This is a genomic window from Gluconobacter sp. GP1, assembly GCF_032913585.1.
Taxonomy (GTDB): Bacteria; Pseudomonadota; Alphaproteobacteria; order Acetobacterales; family Acetobacteraceae; genus Gluconobacter; species Gluconobacter cerinus.
This window is the reverse complement of record NZ_JASGXC010000004.1, coordinates 30202-49393: the sequence shown is the minus strand read 5'-3', so window position 1 is coordinate 49393 and position 19192 is coordinate 30202. Positions and strand designations below refer to the sequence as shown.

The following is a 19192-nucleotide window of genomic DNA, read 5'->3' as shown; positions in this document are numbered from 1 at the left end:
CTCAGAAATCCAGATTCGCATAATGACCGGGCGGCGTAATGCCACTCATCCGGTCAGTCAGAAGGCCGCGGAAACACGGGCGCGACTTCACCCGAGCATACCAGTCCTTGGCGGCCGGCGCTTTTGCCCAGTTCACATCCCCAATAAAGTCCAGCGCCGAGAGATGCGCAGCAGCAGCGAAGTCAGCCATCGAAATGGACGGGCCAGCAAGCCAGGACCGCGTTTCTGCCAGCCAGCCGATATAGTCCAGATGGAAGCGCATGTTGCCGTAACCGGCCCGCAGGACGTTTCCGTCCGGGTGACCACGGCCATACAACCGCTTGTCAACTTTTTCGCCCAGCAGGTTACGCGTCACTTCCTGCCCGAAACGGGTCTCAAACCAGTCCATCAATCGACGGACTTCGACACGTTCGGCAAGCGTACGGCCAAGCAGGGGTGTATCCGGATAGGCTTCATCCAGATATTCGCAGATGACGCGGGCGCCAGGTACGGCAAGCCCGTTCTCTTCAACAAGAACCGGAACCTCACCAGCAGGGTTCAGAGCAAGGAATTCCTCGCGCTGTTCCCACACTCGTTCGATCACGAGTTCACAGGGCAGTCTCTTCTCGCCGAGCACAAGCCGGACAAGACGGCATTGCGGGGAGAGTGGAAGGTGATGCAGGATACGCATTCTTCATGTTCTAAGTCAGCCATTACGCGCTCACAAGAGCCTCCGTCATTGCTTCCATACAGGGCCAACGAATTTTCCGATGTCAGACACCGCATCCGCTTCTCACGCCTCCTCCCCGATGCGCATCCGTGCCCGCGGCCGCTCTTTTCTGGCTCTGGTCCTGTCACCGGAGGCTCCCCTGAATCTCTGGCTGGCCGGCCTAGATCAGCAGGTCGTCCGTTCCGGCGGCCTTTTCAGCGGAAAGCCGGTGATTCTCGACCTCGGACTTCTCTCGGAAGAAACACCGGGCCTACCAACCCTCCTGAAAGACATCCGCAGTCGTGGCGTACGGATCATCAGCATTGAAGGCGGTGATCGTTCATGGCCGGCTGTCGCGGGGTGGGACTGGCCTGCCTCCTTCGAAGGCGGCCGTCCTTCCGGCGAAGTGGAACTTCCCGATCAAGGGGCCGCAGCAGATGCAACGGCCGTCGCGGCGCCCGCAGGCGGGCAAACGCTGATTCTCGATGGTGCCATCCGCTCAGGACAGTGCATCCAGCACATGCAGGGCGACGTGATCATTATCGGCTCCGTTTCATCAGGAGCAGAGATCGTTGCAGCAGGTTCCATCCACGTTTACGGTTCGTTACGTGGCCGCGCGATTGCCGGTGTCGGCGGCAAGTCTGAAGCACGGATTTTTGCATCCAGAATGGAGGCCGAACTCCTTGCTCTGGATGGCTTTTACGCCGTTACGGAAGACATTGACGCTGCGATTTTCGGCCAGCCCGCACAGGTCCTTCTGGATGAGGACCGGGTCCGCGTTTTGCCTCTTCCGCGCTGATCCGGAGGCGGGAACTGCAAGAAAGTGACCTCATGCCACGAAACAGCCCTTATTCCCGTGTTGCCGTAAGGCTTTACTATCCCATAGGATAAGGCATCAGGCGCGGGTTCCGCACAACGGGCGGCATTACGTCACAGAAGCAGTTTTTGGAGTATTCATGGCCAAGGTTCTGGTTGTCACCTCAGGCAAGGGTGGCGTCGGCAAGACGACATCGACCGCCGCTCTCGGCGCCGCACTCGCGCAGAGCGGCCAGAACGTCGTTGTGGTGGATTTTGACGTTGGCCTGCGTAACCTTGATCTGGTGATGGGTGCAGAACGTCGCGTTGTGTTTGACCTCATCAACGTGGTGCAGGGCGACGCAAGACTGTCCCAGGCCCTGATCCGCGATAAGCGCTGCGAAACCCTTTCCATTCTTCCGGCATCCCAGACGCGTGACAAAGACGCGCTGACGTCAGAAGGCGTAGCCCGCGTCATGGAAGAACTTCGCGAGAAGTTTGACTGGGTCATCTGTGATAGCCCGGCCGGCATTGAACGCGGTGCGCAACTCGCCATGTACCATGCTGACGCTGCGGTCATCGTGACGAACCCTGAAGTCAGCTCCGTACGTGACTCAGACCGCATTATCGGCTTGCTGGATAGCAAGACCGAAAAGGCCGAACGCGGCGAGAAGATTGAAAAGCATCTTCTCATCACGCGTTATGATCCGATCCGCGCTGCCCGCAAGGAAATGCTGAGCGTTGAAGACGTTCTGGAAATCCTATCCATCCCGCTGGTTGGTATTGTTCCGGAAAGCGATGATGTTCTGAAGGCGTCCAACGTTGGCGCTCCTGTCACCCTGTCCTCTCCGGAAAGCCTCCCGGCGCGCGCCTATTTCGAAGCCGCACGTCGTCTGGCTGGTGAGAAGATTGAAGTTTCAGTCCCGGTCGAGAAGCGTGGCTTCTTTGACTGGCTCCTTGGCAAGAAGGGTGCGGCATGAGCTTCCTCGCAAACCTCTTCGCAAAACGTCAGCAGACGTCCAGTAGCGCTGTCGCACGGGATCGCCTCCAGATTCTTCTCGCACACGAACGTGGCGCAGGTGAAGAAGGCGAGTCAGACCTGATCAAGCAGCTTCACAAAGAAATCATGGAAGTCATCGCACGCCACGTCGCCGTCGATCAGGACAAGGTCAAGATCAAGGTCGACCGTGGCAGTGGCTGTTCAATGCTCGAAATTGACGTCGAAGTTCCTCAGGAACTGAACAAAAAACGGGCGTCCTGATTTAAAGCCGGGCCGATCATTTTGGCTCGGCCCTTTTTTCTCCTAGCGGCGTTCAGGCCGCATCAAAAACGGAACATGCGCCATGAGCGGCTTTTTCGGTAACATCGTGAATCAGGCCATGGGCGCCCTCGGCGGCCAACTCGGCGACAAGCTGGGCGGCAGCTTTGGGGACATGCTTAAGGGCGAAGGCCTGAACATGCTCATTGCACAGGCCAAGAGCGCAGGCCTCGATGAAAAGATCCATTCCTGGATTGGTAATGGCGAGAACCTGCCCATCACCACGGATGAACTCCGCAACCTGCTGACGAACGAGCAGATCCAGATGATTGTCGCAAAGACAGGTCTTCCGGCAGCAACCATTCTTCCGGCTATTGCCCAGCTGCTTCCTGCGGCAGTGGACAAGCACACGACAGAAGACCAGCTGCCTCCGCAGCAGACAGCCTGAAGGCTCCAAGCCCGAAAAAGCCCTCGATCCAGTCCTCTGGTCGAGGGCTTTTTCGTTTTTAATCCCCCGGTGTCCCGGCTTTGGATGGTGCCCCCTCGGGCAGGGCATTGTAGGCTTCCGGCTCTTCAATCGGGAACCTGACCAGCAGATAGGGCGGAACGCGCCGGTCTTTGCCTTCATTGAAAGACGCCAGCCGGTTCCACTGACCAAACGTGCAGTAGACATAATTGTCGGATGCAAAAATTCCATCCGGCGAAAGAGCGCGCGGGTCCCGCAGCATCATCTTGAAACTGCCATCCGGATCACGCCGCAAGATACAGTCGTGTTCGTAGTTGGTCGTGTAAAGGCGATCATGTCGGTCGAAATCGAGGCCATCAGCCACCCCTTTCTCACCTTCATCCCTGATCGCTGGCTCAAGCGTTGCGTCATCCGAGGAGACATCTGCGAGCAGAGCAACGGGCAAGCTGTAAAGACGGCGACTTGTCAGAGGCGAGAAGTACAGACGCTGCTCGTCCTTTGTGATGGCGATACCATCCACACCACCTGAAACAAGTTGAGGCTTGCCGGGAATATATCGGCGGGGCTCGCCCTCCACGATTGCCAGAAAGCCCTGTTCCGCCAGAATGGCCTTGCTTTGCGTCAGGACACGACGCGCCTGCCCTGTCGCGACATCCACCACCACAAGTCCCGGCTTCGTCCCGAATGAAGAATCCGTTACGAATACCGTGCCTTGGGGTCCATGAGACAAGGACACACGCAGGTCATTCATATGACTGTCCGGCAGAAGCGCCGGCGCTTTCAGGATAATCCTGTGAACAATGGTGTTGGTCTGCGGATCGACACAAATGATCTTGGCAGCCCCTGGCGCCAGCGGGTGACCGGCTCTTTTGCCATCATCAATCGCCCAGATCCTACCTTTTGCGTCCAGCGTCATGCCATGAATGGATACAAGGCAATCTGCGGCCGCGCGGCTGCCGGGCATACTTTCCTCGGCCGAAGGATAAGGAACCACCCTTCCCTTCACGAGTTCACCGAGGGTCGCACCCTTATGGTCAACTGCATGACGCGGAAAACCAACGAAAATGCGACCATCTGGCAGAACCACGACACCCGAAGGCCCTGGTCCATCAAACCGGGCCACCACTTCGAATACACCGGACGGGCCTGTTCCCCGGTCTTCGTTTCCATCAGCCCAGGCGGGTTGAGATACCAGAGAGGATGCAGCGAGAGAGGCGGGCGCAACCGATGCTGCGCGCAGAAAATGACGACGCTTCACTGTTCAAGCTCCAAGTGGTCAGTCAAAGAGCAACGCCTCAACTGAGGGAATGAAGCAACACCAGGACACAATTTTCGGGAATGTTATCAAACTGCAAGAAATTGCGTTGACCAAAACGATACACGACATCAGATTGTCGAATTATCAATACACTCTCGTGAGATCGTTAAATCGTGGCTGTACGCTTTTCTTCCCGACATCTGGGACTCCTTGGTACCACACTTCTTGGCTCCTCCCTCATGATGCCGGTTGCAGGACTATGCGCAGCCGTCCCGACAGCGGACACCCATCACAAAAAAGCCAAGAGCCAGGCAGTCCGCAATGCCGCTCCCGCACACGCCAAGGACGTCTCCGGCGGCACTGAGGCGGTGATTGTCACGGGAACGCGTGAGTTCGGCAAGAAAGCACGGGATTCGATTTCTCCGATCGATGTTGTTTCAAGCCGCCAGATCACGTCAACGGGTCAGCCAACCCTTCGCGATGCGCTCTCCCTCCTGCTGCCGTCCCTGACAGTCCCGACAGCAGGCTTCGACGCTGGCGCCCTTACGGACACCATCGCCCTGCGTGGCCTGAACCCGAACGAAACCCTTGTGCTCGTGGATGGCAAGCGTCGTCATACGACGGCCAATATTTATGCCGATCCGGGGCCGTCTCAGGGCGCAACCCCGGTTGATATCGACATGCTGCCAATGTCGATGATCGACCACATCGAAGTTCTGCGTGACGGCGCATCAGCCCAGTACGGCTCCGACGCGATCGCTGGCGTGGTGAACATCATCACCAAGAAGCAGGACCACGGACTGAGCATGCGCTCCAACACCGGCATCACCAGCGAGGGGGATGGCTTCCAGCAGGGTGTGTATCTGGATGGCGGCTTCAATCTGAATAACCGCGGCTATGTGCATATCGGAGGCGATTTCGTGCATCAGGACCACGCTTTCCGGTCCGGTAAAGACAATCGTACCAATCAGTATACCAACCAGGTGCTGAGCCAGCCCGAACAGACACGTGAGAGCGTCGCCATCACTGCAGGTTACGACATCACCGAGACTGTTCAGGCCTATGCCAGTGCTACCTATGCCCATCGGCATGCGGAATCCTACCAGAATTATCGCCTGCCCTCGACCCTGAGCGCCTATCCCGGATACGCCGCAAAATACCCTTATGGCTATTCGCCAATCCTGGGACTGGAAGAAAACGATTACGAACTGACAGCTGGTTTCAAGGGTATGCTGGCTGGCTGGCACTGGGATCTTTCCACAGTGTATGGCCGTGACTTCGATCGGTTTGATGCTCTCAGCACGATTAACAGCGCCGTTTACAAAGCCGACGGACGGACGCCTACGAACTTTTACAATGCGCAGGGGTATAACAACTCCCAGTGGACGAGCAGTTTCGATCTGTCCCGGAAGTTCAATTTCTCTTTCTGGCCTCACAGCATCAACGTCGCCGGCGGCGCAGCGTATCGCTATGAATCCTATTCCATGGGCACCGGCTCCGCAGACAGCATTGCGGGCACAGGCGCTGACGGCATTCCCGGTACGACAACCTACAACGCAGGCAACTGGTCCCGTGATGTCGCGTCTGGATATGTCGATATCTCTACACACTTGATGAAGAACTGGCAGGTCGATCTGGCAGGCCGCGTCGAGCACTATACAGATGTTGGAAATGCCAAAACCGGCAAAGTCTCCACACGCTACGATTTCAGCCCGCGATTTGCTGTTCGCGGAACATTCAGCAGTGGCTTCCATGCCCCGACACTGGCCCAGCAGCATTACTCCGCGCTTGCCGTCTCCCCAACAGCAGCTCGCGGCCTGATTGCAGCCAACTCCACTGGTGCATTGGCTAACGGCGCTTCACAGATGAAGCCGGAGCAGGCCACAAGCGTCGAAGGCGGCATCATCGTTGAACCGATCCGTAAGCTTCACGTCACGGTCGACGCCTACCAAATTGATCTCCGTGATCGTATCCAGCCAGGCGGAACGATCTACGGTTCACAGGCGTACAAGGCCCTCTATGCAAACGGCTTCCCGCTGCCGTCAGGTTCCGAAAACTGGGGTGCTGGCCAATTGTCAGCTTACTGGTTCGCGAACGTCGCCACGACCCGCACACAGGGCCTGGATATCAATGCAACTTACCCAAGCGAGTTCGGCCGCTTCGGTCATGTGGACTGGGACGTTGCCATCAACCTGAACCGGACGCGCCTGCGCCATCAGGGTACAACCACCCGCGGTGCAAACCTACTGACCATCCCTACTCTCGCCTATCTGACGACAGCCTATCCGCGCTCCAAGATCATCTTTGGCGGTCGCTGGCACTCCCCCAACAACACTTGGGCCGTCGCCATTCATGAAATCCGCTACGGCCAGACGACATCAAACCTGACCTACTATACTGGCCCGAACGCGTTCTCGACCACGAACTATCGTGAGTTCCAGAACGCACCTAAATGGACCACCAATGCGTCTGTAACCTACAACATCAACACCCGCTGGAGTGCAACGATTGGCGGCAACAACATCTTCGCTGCTTACCCCTCCGTTGTGCCAAAGGAAAACCGCTATCTTGGTGCCCCCAAGTACTACATGAGCACCAACCAGCTCGGTATTGCTGGCGGCTATTATTATCTGGATGTGTCTGCGCGCTTCTAAGCCAGAGCGCAAAACGGCGGAGCTCAACTCCGCCGTTTTGCATATCTACAACACTGATAACCCATCCACTTGATGCGACGCTGGAAACTCAGACTTTCCAGATGCCACACAGCGCCGAGATATGACGTCTGCAAAGTGCCAGATCAGGTGCACCACTCTGCTTGCAGGCCAGTTCAAAAGCCTGCGTTTCGCGCGCAGCCCGGCTCAGTGCCGCGACAGACCAACGGTCCAGAGCCTGATTAAAAGCAGCTGTTCGTTTAAAGAAGATTGGCGGCTTGAGCGCTTTCATGGCTTCTGCGCGGCCTTGGCCAGCCTTCACTGCAAGTGCCACTTTCTGAAGCCGCGTCAGCACGCTTAATACCGCACGCGCAACCGCTACGGGATTAGCCCCATCGGCCAAAGCGCGCTCCAGATCCTGATCTGCCTCTGCCCGATGGCCGGACAATGCAGCGAAGACCGCATCTTCGAGAGAACTCCCTCCCGCATCACCCACGCAGTCCTGAACAGCATCAAGATCAAGCCGACCGTTTGGCCCTGCATAGAGAACAAGCTTCTCGATCTCACCGCGAACACCGCTTCGATCTGCCCCCAGCCGTCCCATAAGCCAGGTCAAAGCATCCCGATCAATGGAAACTGCGGCCTGGGACAAAGCATCCGTCACCGTCTGGGATAACGCCCGGCCCTCCTCAGGATAACAGGCAATCGATGCCATTTCTTTGTGCCGCTCGGCAAAAGCACGCAGCGTGGATCGTGACGTAAGGCCGGGTGCCTCAATCACAATTAACGTGTCTGTCGAGACTTCCAGAGCACGCGTCAGCATGGGCGTCAGGGCGTCTGTGCCACTGCGAACCCACACAACACGCCGACCACCGATCAACGAAAGAGCAGTGCCCTCTTCCTCAAGACGATCATGCGTCTCGCGATCGAGTTGGGAGACGCGGAATGGATCGTCCAGCGTCTCTGCAACGAGCCGAACGGCCTGAGCCGCTCTTTCCCGTATTAGCCCCGTGTCTTCGCCATGTAGAAGAATGGCGCGCCATGTTCCGGCATCGGACAGGGCACGGCCAATGTTACGGGCCTCAATTTTCATTAATTGCTTGTGGTGCCCTGAGAGAGACGTCCCGTCGCAGAGGCCGGGAAGCCATCCACGCCAACGCGATCCGTCGCAGACCCGTTATCGGACGGCATTCTGTCTGTGTTGATATATCTCGGCATATCAACAGGGGCCGCATTGGACGGCATGTTATGGGAGCGGAACCAGACGGCGAGCTGCTGTGTGAGACTTTGAGCCAAGGTATCCGCAACACGCCCCTTGGTCGTTTCATCATTCAGCGTCTGAGCAAAATACTGCTCGAAACTGCCGCTATAACCGTCAAGCGTTGTCGCATCTCCCTGCGTGATTAACTGGGGAGACTGCTCTACCGTAAACAACTGCCAGTGCGCTGAACCAGAAACACGGATACGCCCTGCTGTATTGTCCTGGTGAATATCAATGGCTTCACTGTTGGCCCCGGAATTGACCCGCAGCATATAATGCTGAGGATTTTCAGGACCGGCACCTGCAAGATTTTTTTGCAAGGCCAGTCGCAGTTCCTGACCATATCTTCCCGGAATATTCGCGACGTAAACCTGTGCGAGTTCGGCCGAAATATCGGTTTTCGTATCCATCTTGCCATAGAGAGGGGTAAAACCACACCCTCCCAGCAGAAGGAACGCAGAAAGGGTCAGGGAACTGCGACGTTTCACGATCAGCCTGCTACCACAAAATTGACGATCCGGTTGGGAACGTGGATTTCCTTCACCAGACGTTTGCCCTCAAGGGCCCGGGCAACATTAGGCTCAGCCTTCGCCGCAGCGAGAACCTCATCCTTCGGGGCATCTGGTGGCACCTGGATTGTTCCACGCAGCTTTCCAAGCACCTGTACACCAATCGTGACGCTCTGAACTGCAAGCCACTCATCCTGCGCCTCGGGCCATGCCCGATCCACAACGAGTTCACCACCAGGTTCGAGAACCGCCATCATGTCTTCAGCAAGATGCGGCATCATTGGCGCAGACAGCAGGCACAGCGCGGAGGCAGCTTCCCGTCGTGCAGCAGAGAAACCAGCCCCCTCTTTGCCCTGCGCCTCTGCCAGAGCGGAGGTCAACTCATGCAGTCGAGCCACTGCCACGTTCGGCGTGAACGCTTCCAAAGCTTCTGTGACGGCGGCAATCGCACGATGCGTAGCACGGCGCAGATCATCTCCAGCCGAGCCATGCGCACTGTCAATCGGATCAGCCGCAGCCACAGCGGAAACCAGACGATGCAGGCGCTGCCCAAACCGGGCTGCAGCAGCCACGCCAGACGCTGTCCACTCCATGTCACGCTCTGGCGGACTGTCAGACAGAACAAACCACCGCGCCGTATCAGCACCAAAACGCTCAATAATCTCTACCGGAGAGACCGTATTGCGCTTGGACTTGGACATCTTTTCAGAGCGTCCGACCTGAATGGGCGTTCCCGTGTCACGTCGGACAACCACATCACCGCTACGCTCGACTTCTTCCGGATAGAGCCAGTTTGCCCCGTCCTTGTAGCTTTCGTGCGTGACCATGCCCTGAGTGAAGAGGCCATCAAACGGCTCATCCAGACCCAGGTGCCCCGTCTCATGCATGGCGCGGGTAAAGAAGCGCGCATAGAGCAGATGGAGGATCGCATGTTCAATGCCGCCAATATACTGATCGACGGGCAGCCAGCCATCAGCCGCAGCCGGTACGGTCGGCGTCAGCGCATGCGGGCTGGTAAAGCGGGCGAAGTACCAGGAACTGTCTACAAACGTGTCGAACGTGTCTGTCTCACGCGTGGCGGCAGACCCGCAGCTTGGGCAGGAAACATGCTTCCAGGTCGGATGATGATCCAGCGGGTTGCCCGGCCGATCAAATGTCACATCTTCTGGCAGGACAACTGGCAGCTGATCATCCGGAACCGGAACTGCACCACATTTCTCACAGTGAATAATGGGGATCGGGCAGCCCCAGTAACGCTGACGGGAAATTCCCCAGTCCCGCAGACGCCAGTTTACGACGCCATGCCCAACGCCCATGCCTTCAAGACGCTCGATGACTGTTTTCTTGGCAACTGCAACAGTCAGACCGTCAAGGAATCCCGAATTGTAGAGCGTAGCTTCGCCCGAGACTGCCTTCCGGCCAACGCGGAATGTCTCAGCATCTTCACCAGCGGGCAGCAGAACCTGCGGCACGGCGAGATCATACTTATGAGCAAAATCAAGATCACGCTGATCGCCACACGGGCATCCAAACACTGCCCCCGTGCCATAATCCATCAACACGAAATTGGCGATCCAGACAGGCGCCGTCTGATCTGGATTCAAAGGATTGCTGACGCGAAGACCCGTATCGAAGCCACGCTTTTCAGCAGCCTCAATCACCTCTTCGGATGTTCCAAGACGACGGCATTCTTCAATAAATTCAGCCGCAGCAGGATTGGTCCGGGCGACCTTGGCGGCCAGCGGATGATCCGCGGCAATACCAACGAAGCTCAATCCGAACAGCGTATCCGGCCGGGTCGTAAAGACTTCGATACCATCAAGATCAATGTCGAAGCCCGACGGCGGGCTATGAAGAGCGAAACGGACACGTGCACCTTCTGAACGCCCAATCCAGCGCTCCTGCATCGTCCGCACGCGTTCCGGCCAGCGATCCAGCTGCCCCAGCGTATCGAGCAGCGGCTGAGCAAATTTGGTGATTTTCAGGAACCACTGAGAAAGAACTTTCTTCTCAATCAGCGCTCCGGACCGCCATCCTCGTCCCTCGACAACCTGCTCATTGGCCAGAACCGTCTCATCGACCGGGTCCCAATTTACAGACGAATCCCGACGCTCAACCAGACCACCGGCGAGCATGTCCAGAAACAGTTTCTGCTGCTTGCCATAATATTCCGGAAGACAGGTCGCGATTTCGCGGTCCCAGTCCAAGGAAAAGCCAAGACGTTGCAGCGTGCCGCGCATTGTGGCGATGTTTTCCATCGTCCACTTGCCAGGATGCACATTACGTTCCCGCGCTGCATTCTCAGCGGGCAGTCCAAAAGCATCCCATCCCATGGGATGAAGCACCGAAAACCCTCGTGCGCGCTTATAACGCGCTACGACGTCTCCAAGCGTATAATTCCGCACATGGCCCACATGCAGTTGGCCGGAGGGGTACGGAAACATCTCCAGAACGTAATATTTTGGCCGATCAGCCGGAGGCACATCTGGAACAGCAAATACATTCCGCTGTTTCCACTCTGCCTGCCAGAACGGCTCCCGGGACTGAAAATCGAAAGCCGTATGTGTCGTGTCGCTCATGTCTAACTCAGTTACCCTGTTCGCCGTTTTCTGCACGCAACTGGCGGGCGCGGGTCAGGATGCGGGTCGTAATGTCAGACGTGGTCGTGGCTGAAACCGGAGTATCCTGCCATTCGCCGTCCTGAAACACCTGCCGGAATACCGACACGCGAAGCGCGTCAGAACGCATACGGCGGTCAAGCACATACGCAGCAATCTTGAAGCGCTCGCCCTTGCTGGACGGCGGCTGATACCAGTCCGTCAGAATGACACCACCAACTGCGTCGGCGGAAGCCAGCGGCATAAACGAAAGCGTATCGATCGCGCCACGCCACAGATAGGCATTAACGCCGCCCTTGAGCTGGTCAGCGCCACCTTCTGCCCCGCGATCAACGCCGAGCAGATGATTGCGGGGCGCAGTAAGGCTGCTGGGATCGCGAGCGCCGCCACAGGCAGCAACTGTACCGAGGGCAAGAATGCCAACGGCCGTCCGAAGCGCTGAACGGCGGGAAGAGCTGGAAACAATCATCTGCATACGAGACATCATGGTGGTCCTGCGGGCCGGGCCAGGGCCGTCACGGGCATGGAAACAGACTGGCGAAACCTGAATCCGGGCAACATCAATTCCGTGTTCATATCGCGCTCATCCGGTAAGGCCAAGCGCCCTACCTGCACATGAGCGCTTTATAAAAGACCTGTTGAGCTGAAAGCCTGCCGCAGCTCCGCCTTTTTGGCCGCACTCAGATACGGAAAACGACTCAAAATCTTCTCAATTGTCAGATCCGGAACCAGACGGTGCAAATGCTGTCGCACCTGCTGGATTTCCTCAGTACTTTCGCCCTCAAGCACCAGAGCTGCCAGATAATAGACCAGCGTGCTCGAGTAATTGGGATGCAGCCCAGCCATCAGACGTCCCATCTCAATGACGTCCTGACGTTCTCCGCCTAACATCATGACCATCATGAAAAACGGTCTGATCAGTGTTGAAAGTGGAGAATGATACGGATTGTGACGCAGCTTTCCTGCTACCGCGGCCGCCTCAGCAAGGTTTCCATCCAGAACATGTAACAGGACGCGGCATAGCAGCACATCGTGCATGTTATGCATGCTTGAAGCCCCAGCCATAGACTTCTCACACATCCGCATGATGGAACGTGCCAGAGGCACAGATGCCGGATCGTGCATCAGCAGCGTGGACAAAAGAATGGCCATCCCAGGCGCATCTGGCTTGAGATTCACCAACAGGCGCGCAAACTCGATACCACGCCCGAGCAATGCTGTTCCCGCCGCACTCCAATCATTTTCGTAGCGGATCAGGCAGTAGAGCACCTGCATCACTGCCACGGTACCTTCCCGCGGATCTTCGATACCCGCAGCGTCAAGAAGCTGACTAATCCTCGGGAACAGGGCATTGTCCCGCTTCAACAGCAACATGAAAACCCTAGTCGCTTTACCCAGCGCGGAGAGTTCACTATCTGCGCGGTTCGCCGTACGGCGTGCCTCCGCAAGGAGAAGGCCCCACTGCATTGCCGTTGCAGGCCCCATCAGTCCGTTGCTGACTGACATCGGGTCCAGATCCGGCAGATCGTAGTAAGTGCCCCAGACGATAAATCCACCGGCCCGAACATCCAGAACCTTCAGGATAAGCCGGAAAGCATTATCCGAGGCACCGGCCCGAACCGCGCCAGTCACCACATAATCGGCACCGAGGCCACGATACGATGCAAGAGGGTTCGCCGGGTCTGGAACGAAACCTTCAGGCTTCGCCACAATATCAAAAGTGTCGACATGAACGAACAGAAGTTCAAACTGATCGCTCAAGCTGGTCGCGCACTTTAACTCGGCATCTTTCAAACCGTCCGCTGCAAACGGAGACAATACAAGCAGGGAGATCTTTCGGGACTGCCCTGCTGCCATCTGCGAAAGATGAAGCGGCAATGCCAGCATCGGATCTGTACGCTGTGCGCCTGTAGGAACGGCAAGAGTATCGTCGTTGCCTGAAAATAGCACCGAAGCGCCGTCCAGCTCGGCAATACCTGCGGCCCCAATGCTCGGCTCGAGCCCCGCGGCCTTCAGAACACTGGAAATTAACGCTTGGGTAACAGGGCCTGCCACATGCCCCTCTTCCTGCCCAAAGGCTCGCACGGCCTGCTCCGCCAGGAGAACAGCCCTTGCCTGCTCACCGCGACGCAAAGCACTTTGAATCTTGGCCCGCCATGCGGCCTCATTCAGGGCATCAACCTTGAGAAGACGATCCGTAACGTCATCAACCTGCTCTGGATCAGTCAACTCGCGCAGACAGCCTTCGTAGAGCCCGAGAAGATGATGTGAGAGCCGTGCACGCTGCTGACTGAGCCACTCATCCAGCGCAACATCGATTCCACTAAGCTCCCCAAGCAGCACTTCCTCTGGCGCAGGGATACTGTCGATGGTCCTGACACTGGCCGTGAGGATACGTTCAGCGTCCACAGACGTCAGAGCTGGCTTCAGCATAAGAGAATGCCGCTGCACATCTATGATCTCGACGCCCAAAGGGCTCAGAGCGTCCAAAAGACGGTGAATTTCCTGCCGCAATGAAGCGCGCGCCATATCTTCTGGCCGACGACTCCATAGCAGTTCAGCCAGTCGGGAACGGAGGACGGGCTTCCTGTCAGACAGAGCCAGAATAGCCAGAAGCGCGCGCGTTTTACCCCCAACAGGAAGAACACTCTCTCCGGTCAGGGTGCGCGCTTCCATTTGCCCAATAAGCTTGAGACGGAGAAGTGTAGGGTCTGCTTCGCGGGCCTGGCGCACTGAACTTGAAAGCATCTTAGTCATACCCATCAATACCCGCAGTCAGACCGAAACGCATGAAAAGGACGCAGACTATCTCGATCAGATATTCGATGCGAAACCATGGCTAGCAACCCTCAACCCTAACAGCCCTGAAACAGGCGTTTCAAAACGCTCGCTGTAGGAACAGGCTGTGGCATTACCGTCCTCCCTACCCAGGCGCTGATAATGTTCAGCAACCACACCCCATCAGAAGATTTCTTGAAATCTTTATGGAGGGGTCTATTTCGAGGATAGCAATTCTTCACACTCATACATTGAGGCAAAGATATACCACCCAGTTACGTACTACTTTCTCAACCTATCCACCGGATAAGCCAAGACTATGGCACTTCATCAGAGACAGCTTTTGACACAGGCACTTCTGAAAGTTTGATATCAAAAAACTATGTAGACAGGGATGACTGGAACCACAGACAACACGAAAGTGCAAGAATGTTCTTACATTTTCGCCTCCAAATTTAGACATATAAATACGCCAAAAACCCGATAATTGGAAATATGATTTACGTTTTTATGTTAATTTGATAATTAAATTACGGAATAAATAACGTTTCCGCTTCACTGATATCATATTTGGTTTGCAAAATAATAACATTTTTTTTCAATGTTAAGGCTATCCAGAGCGATGCTTGCAGGTGAAAGCATCTTAGGATAACTAGCTCCTCGTGTGTCCGCGTAGCTCAGCAGGATAGAGCACAGGATTCCTAAGGTCTGAATTGGGCGCCATGACAGGAAACTTCATGGTGGATTCACTCAAATTCGGGGAACGCTCTGGTTCACTTGAGCCGTGCCAATCCCGAGCCAAGCTTTCCGCATTGGTTGGAAAGAAGGTGTAGAGACTGTACGGGTGACACCTTGGCCGCTTAGGGGGCTGTGGTGAAGAGACAGTCCAGACCACGAACATGCTCAAGGGCATGGCGGCGAAAGTCGAAGTGGTATGAATCCTGGGGCCGGAGGTTCGAATCCTCTCGCGGACACCACACAATCACAAGAGCCGCAGTAAAAACCCATTTTTTAGGACTGTTTTACAGTTCCTAGGGATTGTTTTACAGCATCCATCCGCTTCATCGCCTCTCTCGCCAGCTTCTCCTGGTCAACGGCGCGGGTGTATCTCTGCACTTCTGACAGTGTCGCATGGCCAGTTATCGCGGCAATTTGATGCGCTGTGCATCCGGCCTCTGCCAGACGTCGTGCAGCAGCTTTTCTTAAGCCGTGCGGGCTTAGGCCATCCGGGAGACCTGCTGCGTCTCGCCATGACTTGAAGCGCATATAGAAACCATTTGCTGTAAATGATTTTCCATTACGACGTTGTAAGAAATTACCATTCTCAGGTGCCTGAACTAGTTCGGTCATCAGATTGGGGTGAACAGGTATCATCAGGGACGTTCCAGTCTTTTGCTGGGTTACTTCAATAATGTCCCCGCGCAGATGCTTCCGTTCCATCCTCACCACGTCACTTCGACGCTGCCCAGTGTATAACAATAACGCCAAGGCTCGACGCTGGACGGACCCGCTAGGCCAGTGATCTTCATATTGCTGGATCTGCTCATCAGACCACGTTTCAGCACCATCAGCCTTTTCTTTGTATCTCTTGAGAGGAATAGCCGGATTATCTGCACGCCAGCCGTCATCGACGGCATAGTCGAACAGCATGCGAAACAATTTAATCCGATGATTTGCTGCTGCCGGCCTATCAGAAAATTCTGCAACGAACCGACGCAGATGTAGTGTCTGAAAATGCTCTACATAATCGTCCGCATATGGCGCTTTTTGTATCGACAGCAACAATCGGCGGTAGTTCGTCTGAGTATTTTTGCCCAAAGACATAAACCGGGCGGATTCCATCCAGAGGTCTATCAGGTAGGCGAGCGTTTTCGGTGCTGGCGGCCGTTCTATTGTTTCCGTTTTCGCCAGAGCCTCCTGATAGGCAAGTAAGAAGCAGGCATCTTCTTGGGCCGGAAGCCGTATAGACTGATGCCCTGGCCTCCGGAAATAAAGTCTGTACTTGCCGTATCGATCCCTAACCTTCTGGATATATTTCAGGCGGATAATGGTCACGTAACGAAACGATCCAAGGGGTTAGTCGGCAATGCAGGCGTAGGAATACTTTGCCGTTTCGTTCCCAGCAGTCCATCCACCCATGCGTCTAGATCCTCCCGTGCCCAAGCTACCCGACCAGGCACGGGAGAAAGTTTCCGGCAATGCGGTGCGACGGCCGTCCTGAAAGATGATTCGGATAGAGCCAAGTATCCTGCTGCCTCTCGGGTCGTATAGAGGCGCTTATCAGTCATGGGTTGTACTCCGGCGTAAGGGAGTTCGCGCAGTGCTTACCGGCGTCTGTCGTGAAGAAATAGACGTCTCCTTCTCCCCAAGGCACCTCGCGATCTGATTGCCGCATCAATCCTTTCTCTACCAGTGAGCAAAGAACAGGATTGGCTCGGTCCGTGTAATAGTAGTCCCTGAAGCCTGCCTTCATAACATCACCACAAGTCGAGCCATGGGCGTGCAAGAGCACGTCGCGTTCCTTGAGTGTAAGTCCCAAGGCAATCTCGTCCGGAGCCGGAAGGCTGATGTCCTTTTCTTTACAGCGTCGGACTGTGATGTCTGCAAATGAGACGTCATCCAAGTGCCTTCGCACTTCAGCCCGAACCTTGCTGGCTGAGGGGCCATATCCCGTACAGCTATCGCCTTCAAGCCACCTTGCGACACATATGGTCCAAGCTTTACGGATGCGTTCGGTTGGCGGTAGTCGCAGTCGGTTTGCGATCAGATGATCCCGGTTCTTCTTGTTGTTGACCACGACAGGTCCTGCGTTCCCGTCGATTTGACCAGATGGCGGATCGATAGCAATTGCCTCTGCGACTGATCGCAGGACAGCAAAGCGCTTCCATTTGCCAGTATCCTTGCCGGTCGCAGCAGAATATCGGCGTCCTGTCAGGTAGTCCCCTTTTTCGATCACTGTGGCTTTAGCGTAATCGCCAGCCCATGAAAGCGGGTATGCGTACCCTGCGAAGTTGGGACGCCAGAACGAAAGAAACGGCCTACGCGCCCATTCGGCGCGGAGATCCACGATGACGTACTGATCCGTATTCTGGGTCATTTCGCGGCATCCTGCGTGGAAGACTTGGCGTAAATAGCCCGGTAGTCTGTTTCTAAAGTCGAAGCCCAGCTGCGCGCATGATGCTCATTGCGGGCACCGACCCAGTTCTTGAATTGGTCGAGGTACTGCCAGCCAACAATGACGAACTTCTCTGGCCTCAATGTCCCAGGCAGTGGCTTGGGCTCAACATCCCTGATCGGGGGCGGGAGTGGCTTACTGCGTCGCATAAGTGTGATCTCCCTTGGGAGTTTCCCGTTTGATCCTGGCAAGAGTGTTGCGCATCGAACGGACATCGCTTGGTGTGGATGGGCTGAAGACAATTCCGCCCGTTTTATGCGTCCATCGCAGGTGGCCGCCGTTGGTGCGGGCCGCTGACCAGCCAAGAGCAGCAGCTTTCTTGCGCAGGCGGCGCATGTCTGAGTGAAGGCCGTTCATACGAAGCGGCTTCCAAGTTCAGTCAGATCCACCTTGATTTTCCCTGCGAAGGACGGTGAGCAGACCGTGGCGACCAGGCGATTACCCAAATAGATATCGTGGTCACATAACGTCTCGCGGACGTCGTCTTTCGCCTGCCGCTCGGCGTCTTTGTAGTCGGTGTAACGCTGGCCGGCGTATGGCCGAGGGCGAACGCCAAGCATGCAAACCGTAAACATCTCCGGCGTTCTTGCTTCAGTGGACATCGCGCCCTCCTGGCAGAAGGTCGGTGCAAAAGCGCAGGAAGCCAGCAAGGCGACCGGACGCCTTTGCGGCCTCAGTGCGCATCAGCATATCTTGCATAGTCTGAGGACCACGCATCGGCGGCTCCGGAAACGGGATGGCCTCTGCCGGCTTCGTGGCGTGCAACAGAGCGACCAGTTCCGCCTCAACAGCTTCAGCCGTTGCGGCATACGCTTTGGCGATGCCCGGAATAGACGCATCAGCAGCTCTCGCGCGTGCATGCACCAGGCAAACGCGCCGCTCACGTGCTTTCTTTTGAACTGCCAGCGGGCGGTCAGACAAATACTCTGCAAACGTCTGATCGGTATGACCACGTAGGAGAGGATGAAGCGGCCTCAGAATTAACCGAGCCTCCAAAACATCAGAATTGGTTGAAATGTGAGACTTACCCGCCTCACCTATATGCAATGACATAACGATCTCCATCGCTTTAATACGATAGAAATTTGGTTAGCATTGTTAATCAAAAAGCTTCAAGAAAAAAGTTAGCAACGCTAAGAATGAAATTATTTCTTACTTTTTGAGTCAGCCAAACCCCGCAGCATATCTAGAACGATTTGCTGACGATCTAGGGGAAGCGTTCTCAACATCTGAAGAATTTCGAGTTCGTTCTTAGTCTGTGCCCGAGCAAGTTCGTCAGGTTCATTTCCCGTTAAAAGCCATGTGGTCGTGGTCCCTAATGCCACCGCAAGTGCCTCAAATCTTTTTGGTTTTGGCGTGGCTCGTCCAGTTTCATACTGTGTTACCGCGTTCCTTGTAACACCTATCATGGCCCCAAGCTCTTCGGTCGTGAAGCCTAAAAGTTCTCTTTTTGTTCTGATTCTCTGACCGATGATGACGGCACGAGGATCTACTGGGCGTTTAGAGGGCTGGGGGGTGATGCTCATATCCTCAGTCGTAACGACGTTGGTTAGTATTGCATGCTTAATCTGGTTGCAGATCATGCTTAGTGTTGCTAACCAATAATCATGAGAGATAGAGCCTTAGAAGAATTGATGGAACGACGACGCATGAACGTCCGGATAGCCGAGCGTTGCCAAATCAGCACTGCTGCCGTTTCACAGTGGCGTCGCATTCCCAAAAAACATCTAGAGGC

Annotated in this window: 19 protein-coding genes; 5 read left to right on the top strand and 14 right to left on the bottom strand. The window is 55.7% G+C overall.

The window, feature by feature from the left end; genetic code table 11:
- Position 1 precedes the first annotated feature (1 nt).
- A complete protein-coding gene (locus R5H23_RS11610; RefSeq protein ID WP_046901163.1) occupies positions 2–670 on the bottom strand; it encodes a glutathione S-transferase family protein in 669 nt (222 codons plus the stop codon).
- A gap of 79 nt (positions 671–749) precedes the next feature.
- On the opposite strand from R5H23_RS11610, the gene minC reads away from it, so the two are divergent.
- From minC to R5H23_RS11590, 4 genes are all read left to right on the top strand, one after another.
- Entirely contained in the window at positions 750–1487 is a 738-nt protein-coding gene (gene minC / locus R5H23_RS11605; protein ID WP_317215534.1) for a septum site-determining protein MinC, read from the top strand.
- A 157-nt stretch (positions 1488–1644) separates the two neighbouring features.
- Positions 1645–2463, top strand: a complete 819-nt coding sequence (gene minD / locus R5H23_RS11600) for a septum site-determining protein MinD (RefSeq protein ID WP_046901161.1) — start codon at positions 1645–1647, stop codon at positions 2461–2463.
- Positions 2460–2744 carry a cell division topological specificity factor MinE gene (minE, locus tag R5H23_RS11595; RefSeq protein ID WP_046901160.1) on the top strand — a complete coding sequence of 95 codons (285 nt, stop codon included), beginning with the start codon at positions 2460–2462 and terminating at the stop codon, positions 2742–2744. The genes minD and minE overlap by 4 nt, the downstream gene beginning before the upstream one ends.
- Positions 2745–2826: 82 nt before the next feature.
- The gene (locus R5H23_RS11590; protein ID WP_046901159.1) at positions 2827–3189 is read left to right on the top strand and encodes a YidB family protein; all 363 of its coding nucleotides are present in this window, start codon (positions 2827–2829) and stop codon (positions 3187–3189) included.
- A gap of 58 nt (positions 3190–3247) precedes the next feature.
- Here the strand turns inward: R5H23_RS11590 and R5H23_RS11585 are convergent, their stop codons facing one another.
- Positions 3248–4465: an L-dopachrome tautomerase-related protein gene (locus R5H23_RS11585; protein ID WP_211511545.1), complete on the bottom strand. Its 1218-nt coding sequence runs from the start codon at positions 4463–4465 to the stop codon at positions 3248–3250.
- A 239-nt stretch (positions 4466–4704) separates the two neighbouring features.
- Here R5H23_RS11585 and R5H23_RS11580 point away from each other — a divergent pair, with 239 nt between their 5' ends.
- Positions 4705–7119: a TonB-dependent receptor plug domain-containing protein gene (locus R5H23_RS11580; protein WP_408874352.1), complete on the top strand. Its 2415-nt coding sequence runs from the start codon at positions 4705–4707 to the stop codon at positions 7117–7119.
- Positions 7120–7207: 88 nt separating this feature from the next.
- Here R5H23_RS11580 and holA read toward each other — a convergent pair whose 3' ends face one another.
- From holA to R5H23_RS11520, 12 genes are all read right to left on the bottom strand, one after another.
- On the bottom strand, positions 7208–8209 hold the full coding sequence (holA, locus tag R5H23_RS11575) for a DNA polymerase III subunit delta (protein WP_211508686.1): 1002 nt from the start codon (positions 8207–8209) through the stop codon (positions 7208–7210).
- Complete coding sequence (locus tag R5H23_RS11570; RefSeq protein WP_099213168.1) at positions 8209–8865, bottom strand: hypothetical protein; 657 nt, start codon at positions 8863–8865, stop codon at positions 8209–8211. The genes holA and R5H23_RS11570 overlap by 1 nt, the downstream gene beginning before the upstream one ends.
- Before the next feature lie 2 nt (positions 8866–8867).
- Positions 8868–11465 (bottom strand): leucine--tRNA ligase, encoded by a 2598-nt coding sequence (gene leuS, locus R5H23_RS11565; protein ID WP_317215532.1) that lies wholly within the window; start codon positions 11463–11465, stop codon positions 8868–8870.
- Positions 11466–11472: 7 nt separating this feature from the next.
- The gene (locus tag R5H23_RS11560; protein WP_317215608.1) at positions 11473–12054 is read right to left on the bottom strand and encodes a DUF3576 domain-containing protein; all 582 of its coding nucleotides are present in this window, start codon (positions 12052–12054) and stop codon (positions 11473–11475) included.
- A gap of 74 nt (positions 12055–12128) precedes the next feature.
- Positions 12129–14267: a hypothetical protein gene (locus R5H23_RS11555; RefSeq protein WP_408874351.1), complete on the bottom strand. Its 2139-nt coding sequence runs from the start codon at positions 14265–14267 to the stop codon at positions 12129–12131.
- A gap of 1026 nt (positions 14268–15293) precedes the next feature.
- On the bottom strand, positions 15294–16337 hold the full coding sequence (xerC, locus tag R5H23_RS11550; protein WP_317215529.1) for a site-specific integrase: 1044 nt from the start codon (positions 16335–16337) through the stop codon (positions 15294–15296).
- A gap of 229 nt (positions 16338–16566) precedes the next feature.
- Complete coding sequence (locus R5H23_RS11545; RefSeq protein ID WP_317215528.1) at positions 16567–17379, bottom strand: hypothetical protein; 813 nt, start codon at positions 17377–17379, stop codon at positions 16567–16569.
- Positions 17376–17606, bottom strand: a complete 231-nt coding sequence (locus R5H23_RS11540) for a hypothetical protein (protein ID WP_317215527.1) — start codon at positions 17604–17606, stop codon at positions 17376–17378. The genes R5H23_RS11545 and R5H23_RS11540 overlap by 4 nt, the downstream gene beginning before the upstream one ends.
- A complete protein-coding gene (locus tag R5H23_RS11535) occupies positions 17593–17814 on the bottom strand; it encodes a hypothetical protein (RefSeq protein ID WP_317215526.1) in 222 nt (73 codons plus the stop codon). Before R5H23_RS11535 ends, R5H23_RS11540 begins: the two co-directional genes overlap by 14 nt.
- Positions 17811–18059 (bottom strand): hypothetical protein, encoded by a 249-nt coding sequence (locus R5H23_RS11530; RefSeq protein WP_317215525.1) that lies wholly within the window; start codon positions 18057–18059, stop codon positions 17811–17813. Before R5H23_RS11530 ends, R5H23_RS11535 begins: the two co-directional genes overlap by 4 nt.
- Positions 18049–18510: a hypothetical protein gene (locus R5H23_RS11525; protein WP_317215524.1), complete on the bottom strand. Its 462-nt coding sequence runs from the start codon at positions 18508–18510 to the stop codon at positions 18049–18051. Before R5H23_RS11525 ends, R5H23_RS11530 begins: the two co-directional genes overlap by 11 nt.
- Before the next feature lie 92 nt (positions 18511–18602).
- The gene (locus tag R5H23_RS11520; protein ID WP_197458724.1) at positions 18603–18983 is read right to left on the bottom strand and encodes a helix-turn-helix domain-containing protein; all 381 of its coding nucleotides are present in this window, start codon (positions 18981–18983) and stop codon (positions 18603–18605) included.
- Between the last annotated feature and the right edge of the window lie 209 nt (positions 18984–19192).

Coding starts and splice junctions, on each gene's coding strand:
- R5H23_RS11555 (WP_408874351.1), bottom strand. CDS start 14,267: ATGGGTATGACTAAGATGCTTTCAAGTTCAGTGCGCCAGGCCCGCGAA.
- R5H23_RS11520 (WP_197458724.1), bottom strand. CDS start 18,983: ATGAGCATCACCCCCCAGCCCTCTAAACGCCCAGTAGATCCTCGTGCC.
- R5H23_RS11530 (WP_317215525.1), bottom strand. CDS start 18,059: ATGTCCACTGAAGCAAGAACGCCGGAGATGTTTACGGTTTGCATGCTT.
- minE (WP_046901160.1), top strand. CDS start 2,460: ATGAGCTTCCTCGCAAACCTCTTCGCAAAACGTCAGCAGACGTCCAGT.
- R5H23_RS11535 (WP_317215526.1), bottom strand. CDS start 17,814: ATGAACGGCCTTCACTCAGACATGCGCCGCCTGCGCAAGAAAGCTGCT.
- R5H23_RS11540 (WP_317215527.1), bottom strand. CDS start 17,606: ATGCGACGCAGTAAGCCACTCCCGCCCCCGATCAGGGATGTTGAGCCC.
- R5H23_RS11525 (WP_317215524.1), bottom strand. CDS start 18,510: ATGTCATTGCATATAGGTGAGGCGGGTAAGTCTCACATTTCAACCAAT.
- minC (WP_317215534.1), top strand. CDS start 750: ATGTCAGACACCGCATCCGCTTCTCACGCCTCCTCCCCGATGCGCATC.
- R5H23_RS11545 (WP_317215528.1), bottom strand. CDS start 17,379: ATGACCCAGAATACGGATCAGTACGTCATCGTGGATCTCCGCGCCGAA.
- minD (WP_046901161.1), top strand. CDS start 1,645: ATGGCCAAGGTTCTGGTTGTCACCTCAGGCAAGGGTGGCGTCGGCAAG.
- R5H23_RS11590 (WP_046901159.1), top strand. CDS start 2,827: ATGAGCGGCTTTTTCGGTAACATCGTGAATCAGGCCATGGGCGCCCTC.
- R5H23_RS11610 (WP_046901163.1), bottom strand. CDS start 670: ATGCGTATCCTGCATCACCTTCCACTCTCCCCGCAATGCCGTCTTGTC.
- holA (WP_211508686.1), bottom strand. CDS start 8,209: ATGAAAATTGAGGCCCGTAACATTGGCCGTGCCCTGTCCGATGCCGGA.
- leuS (WP_317215532.1), bottom strand. CDS start 11,465: ATGAGCGACACGACACATACGGCTTTCGATTTTCAGTCCCGGGAGCCG.
- R5H23_RS11580 (WP_408874352.1), top strand. CDS start 4,705: ATGATGCCGGTTGCAGGACTATGCGCAGCCGTCCCGACAGCGGACACC.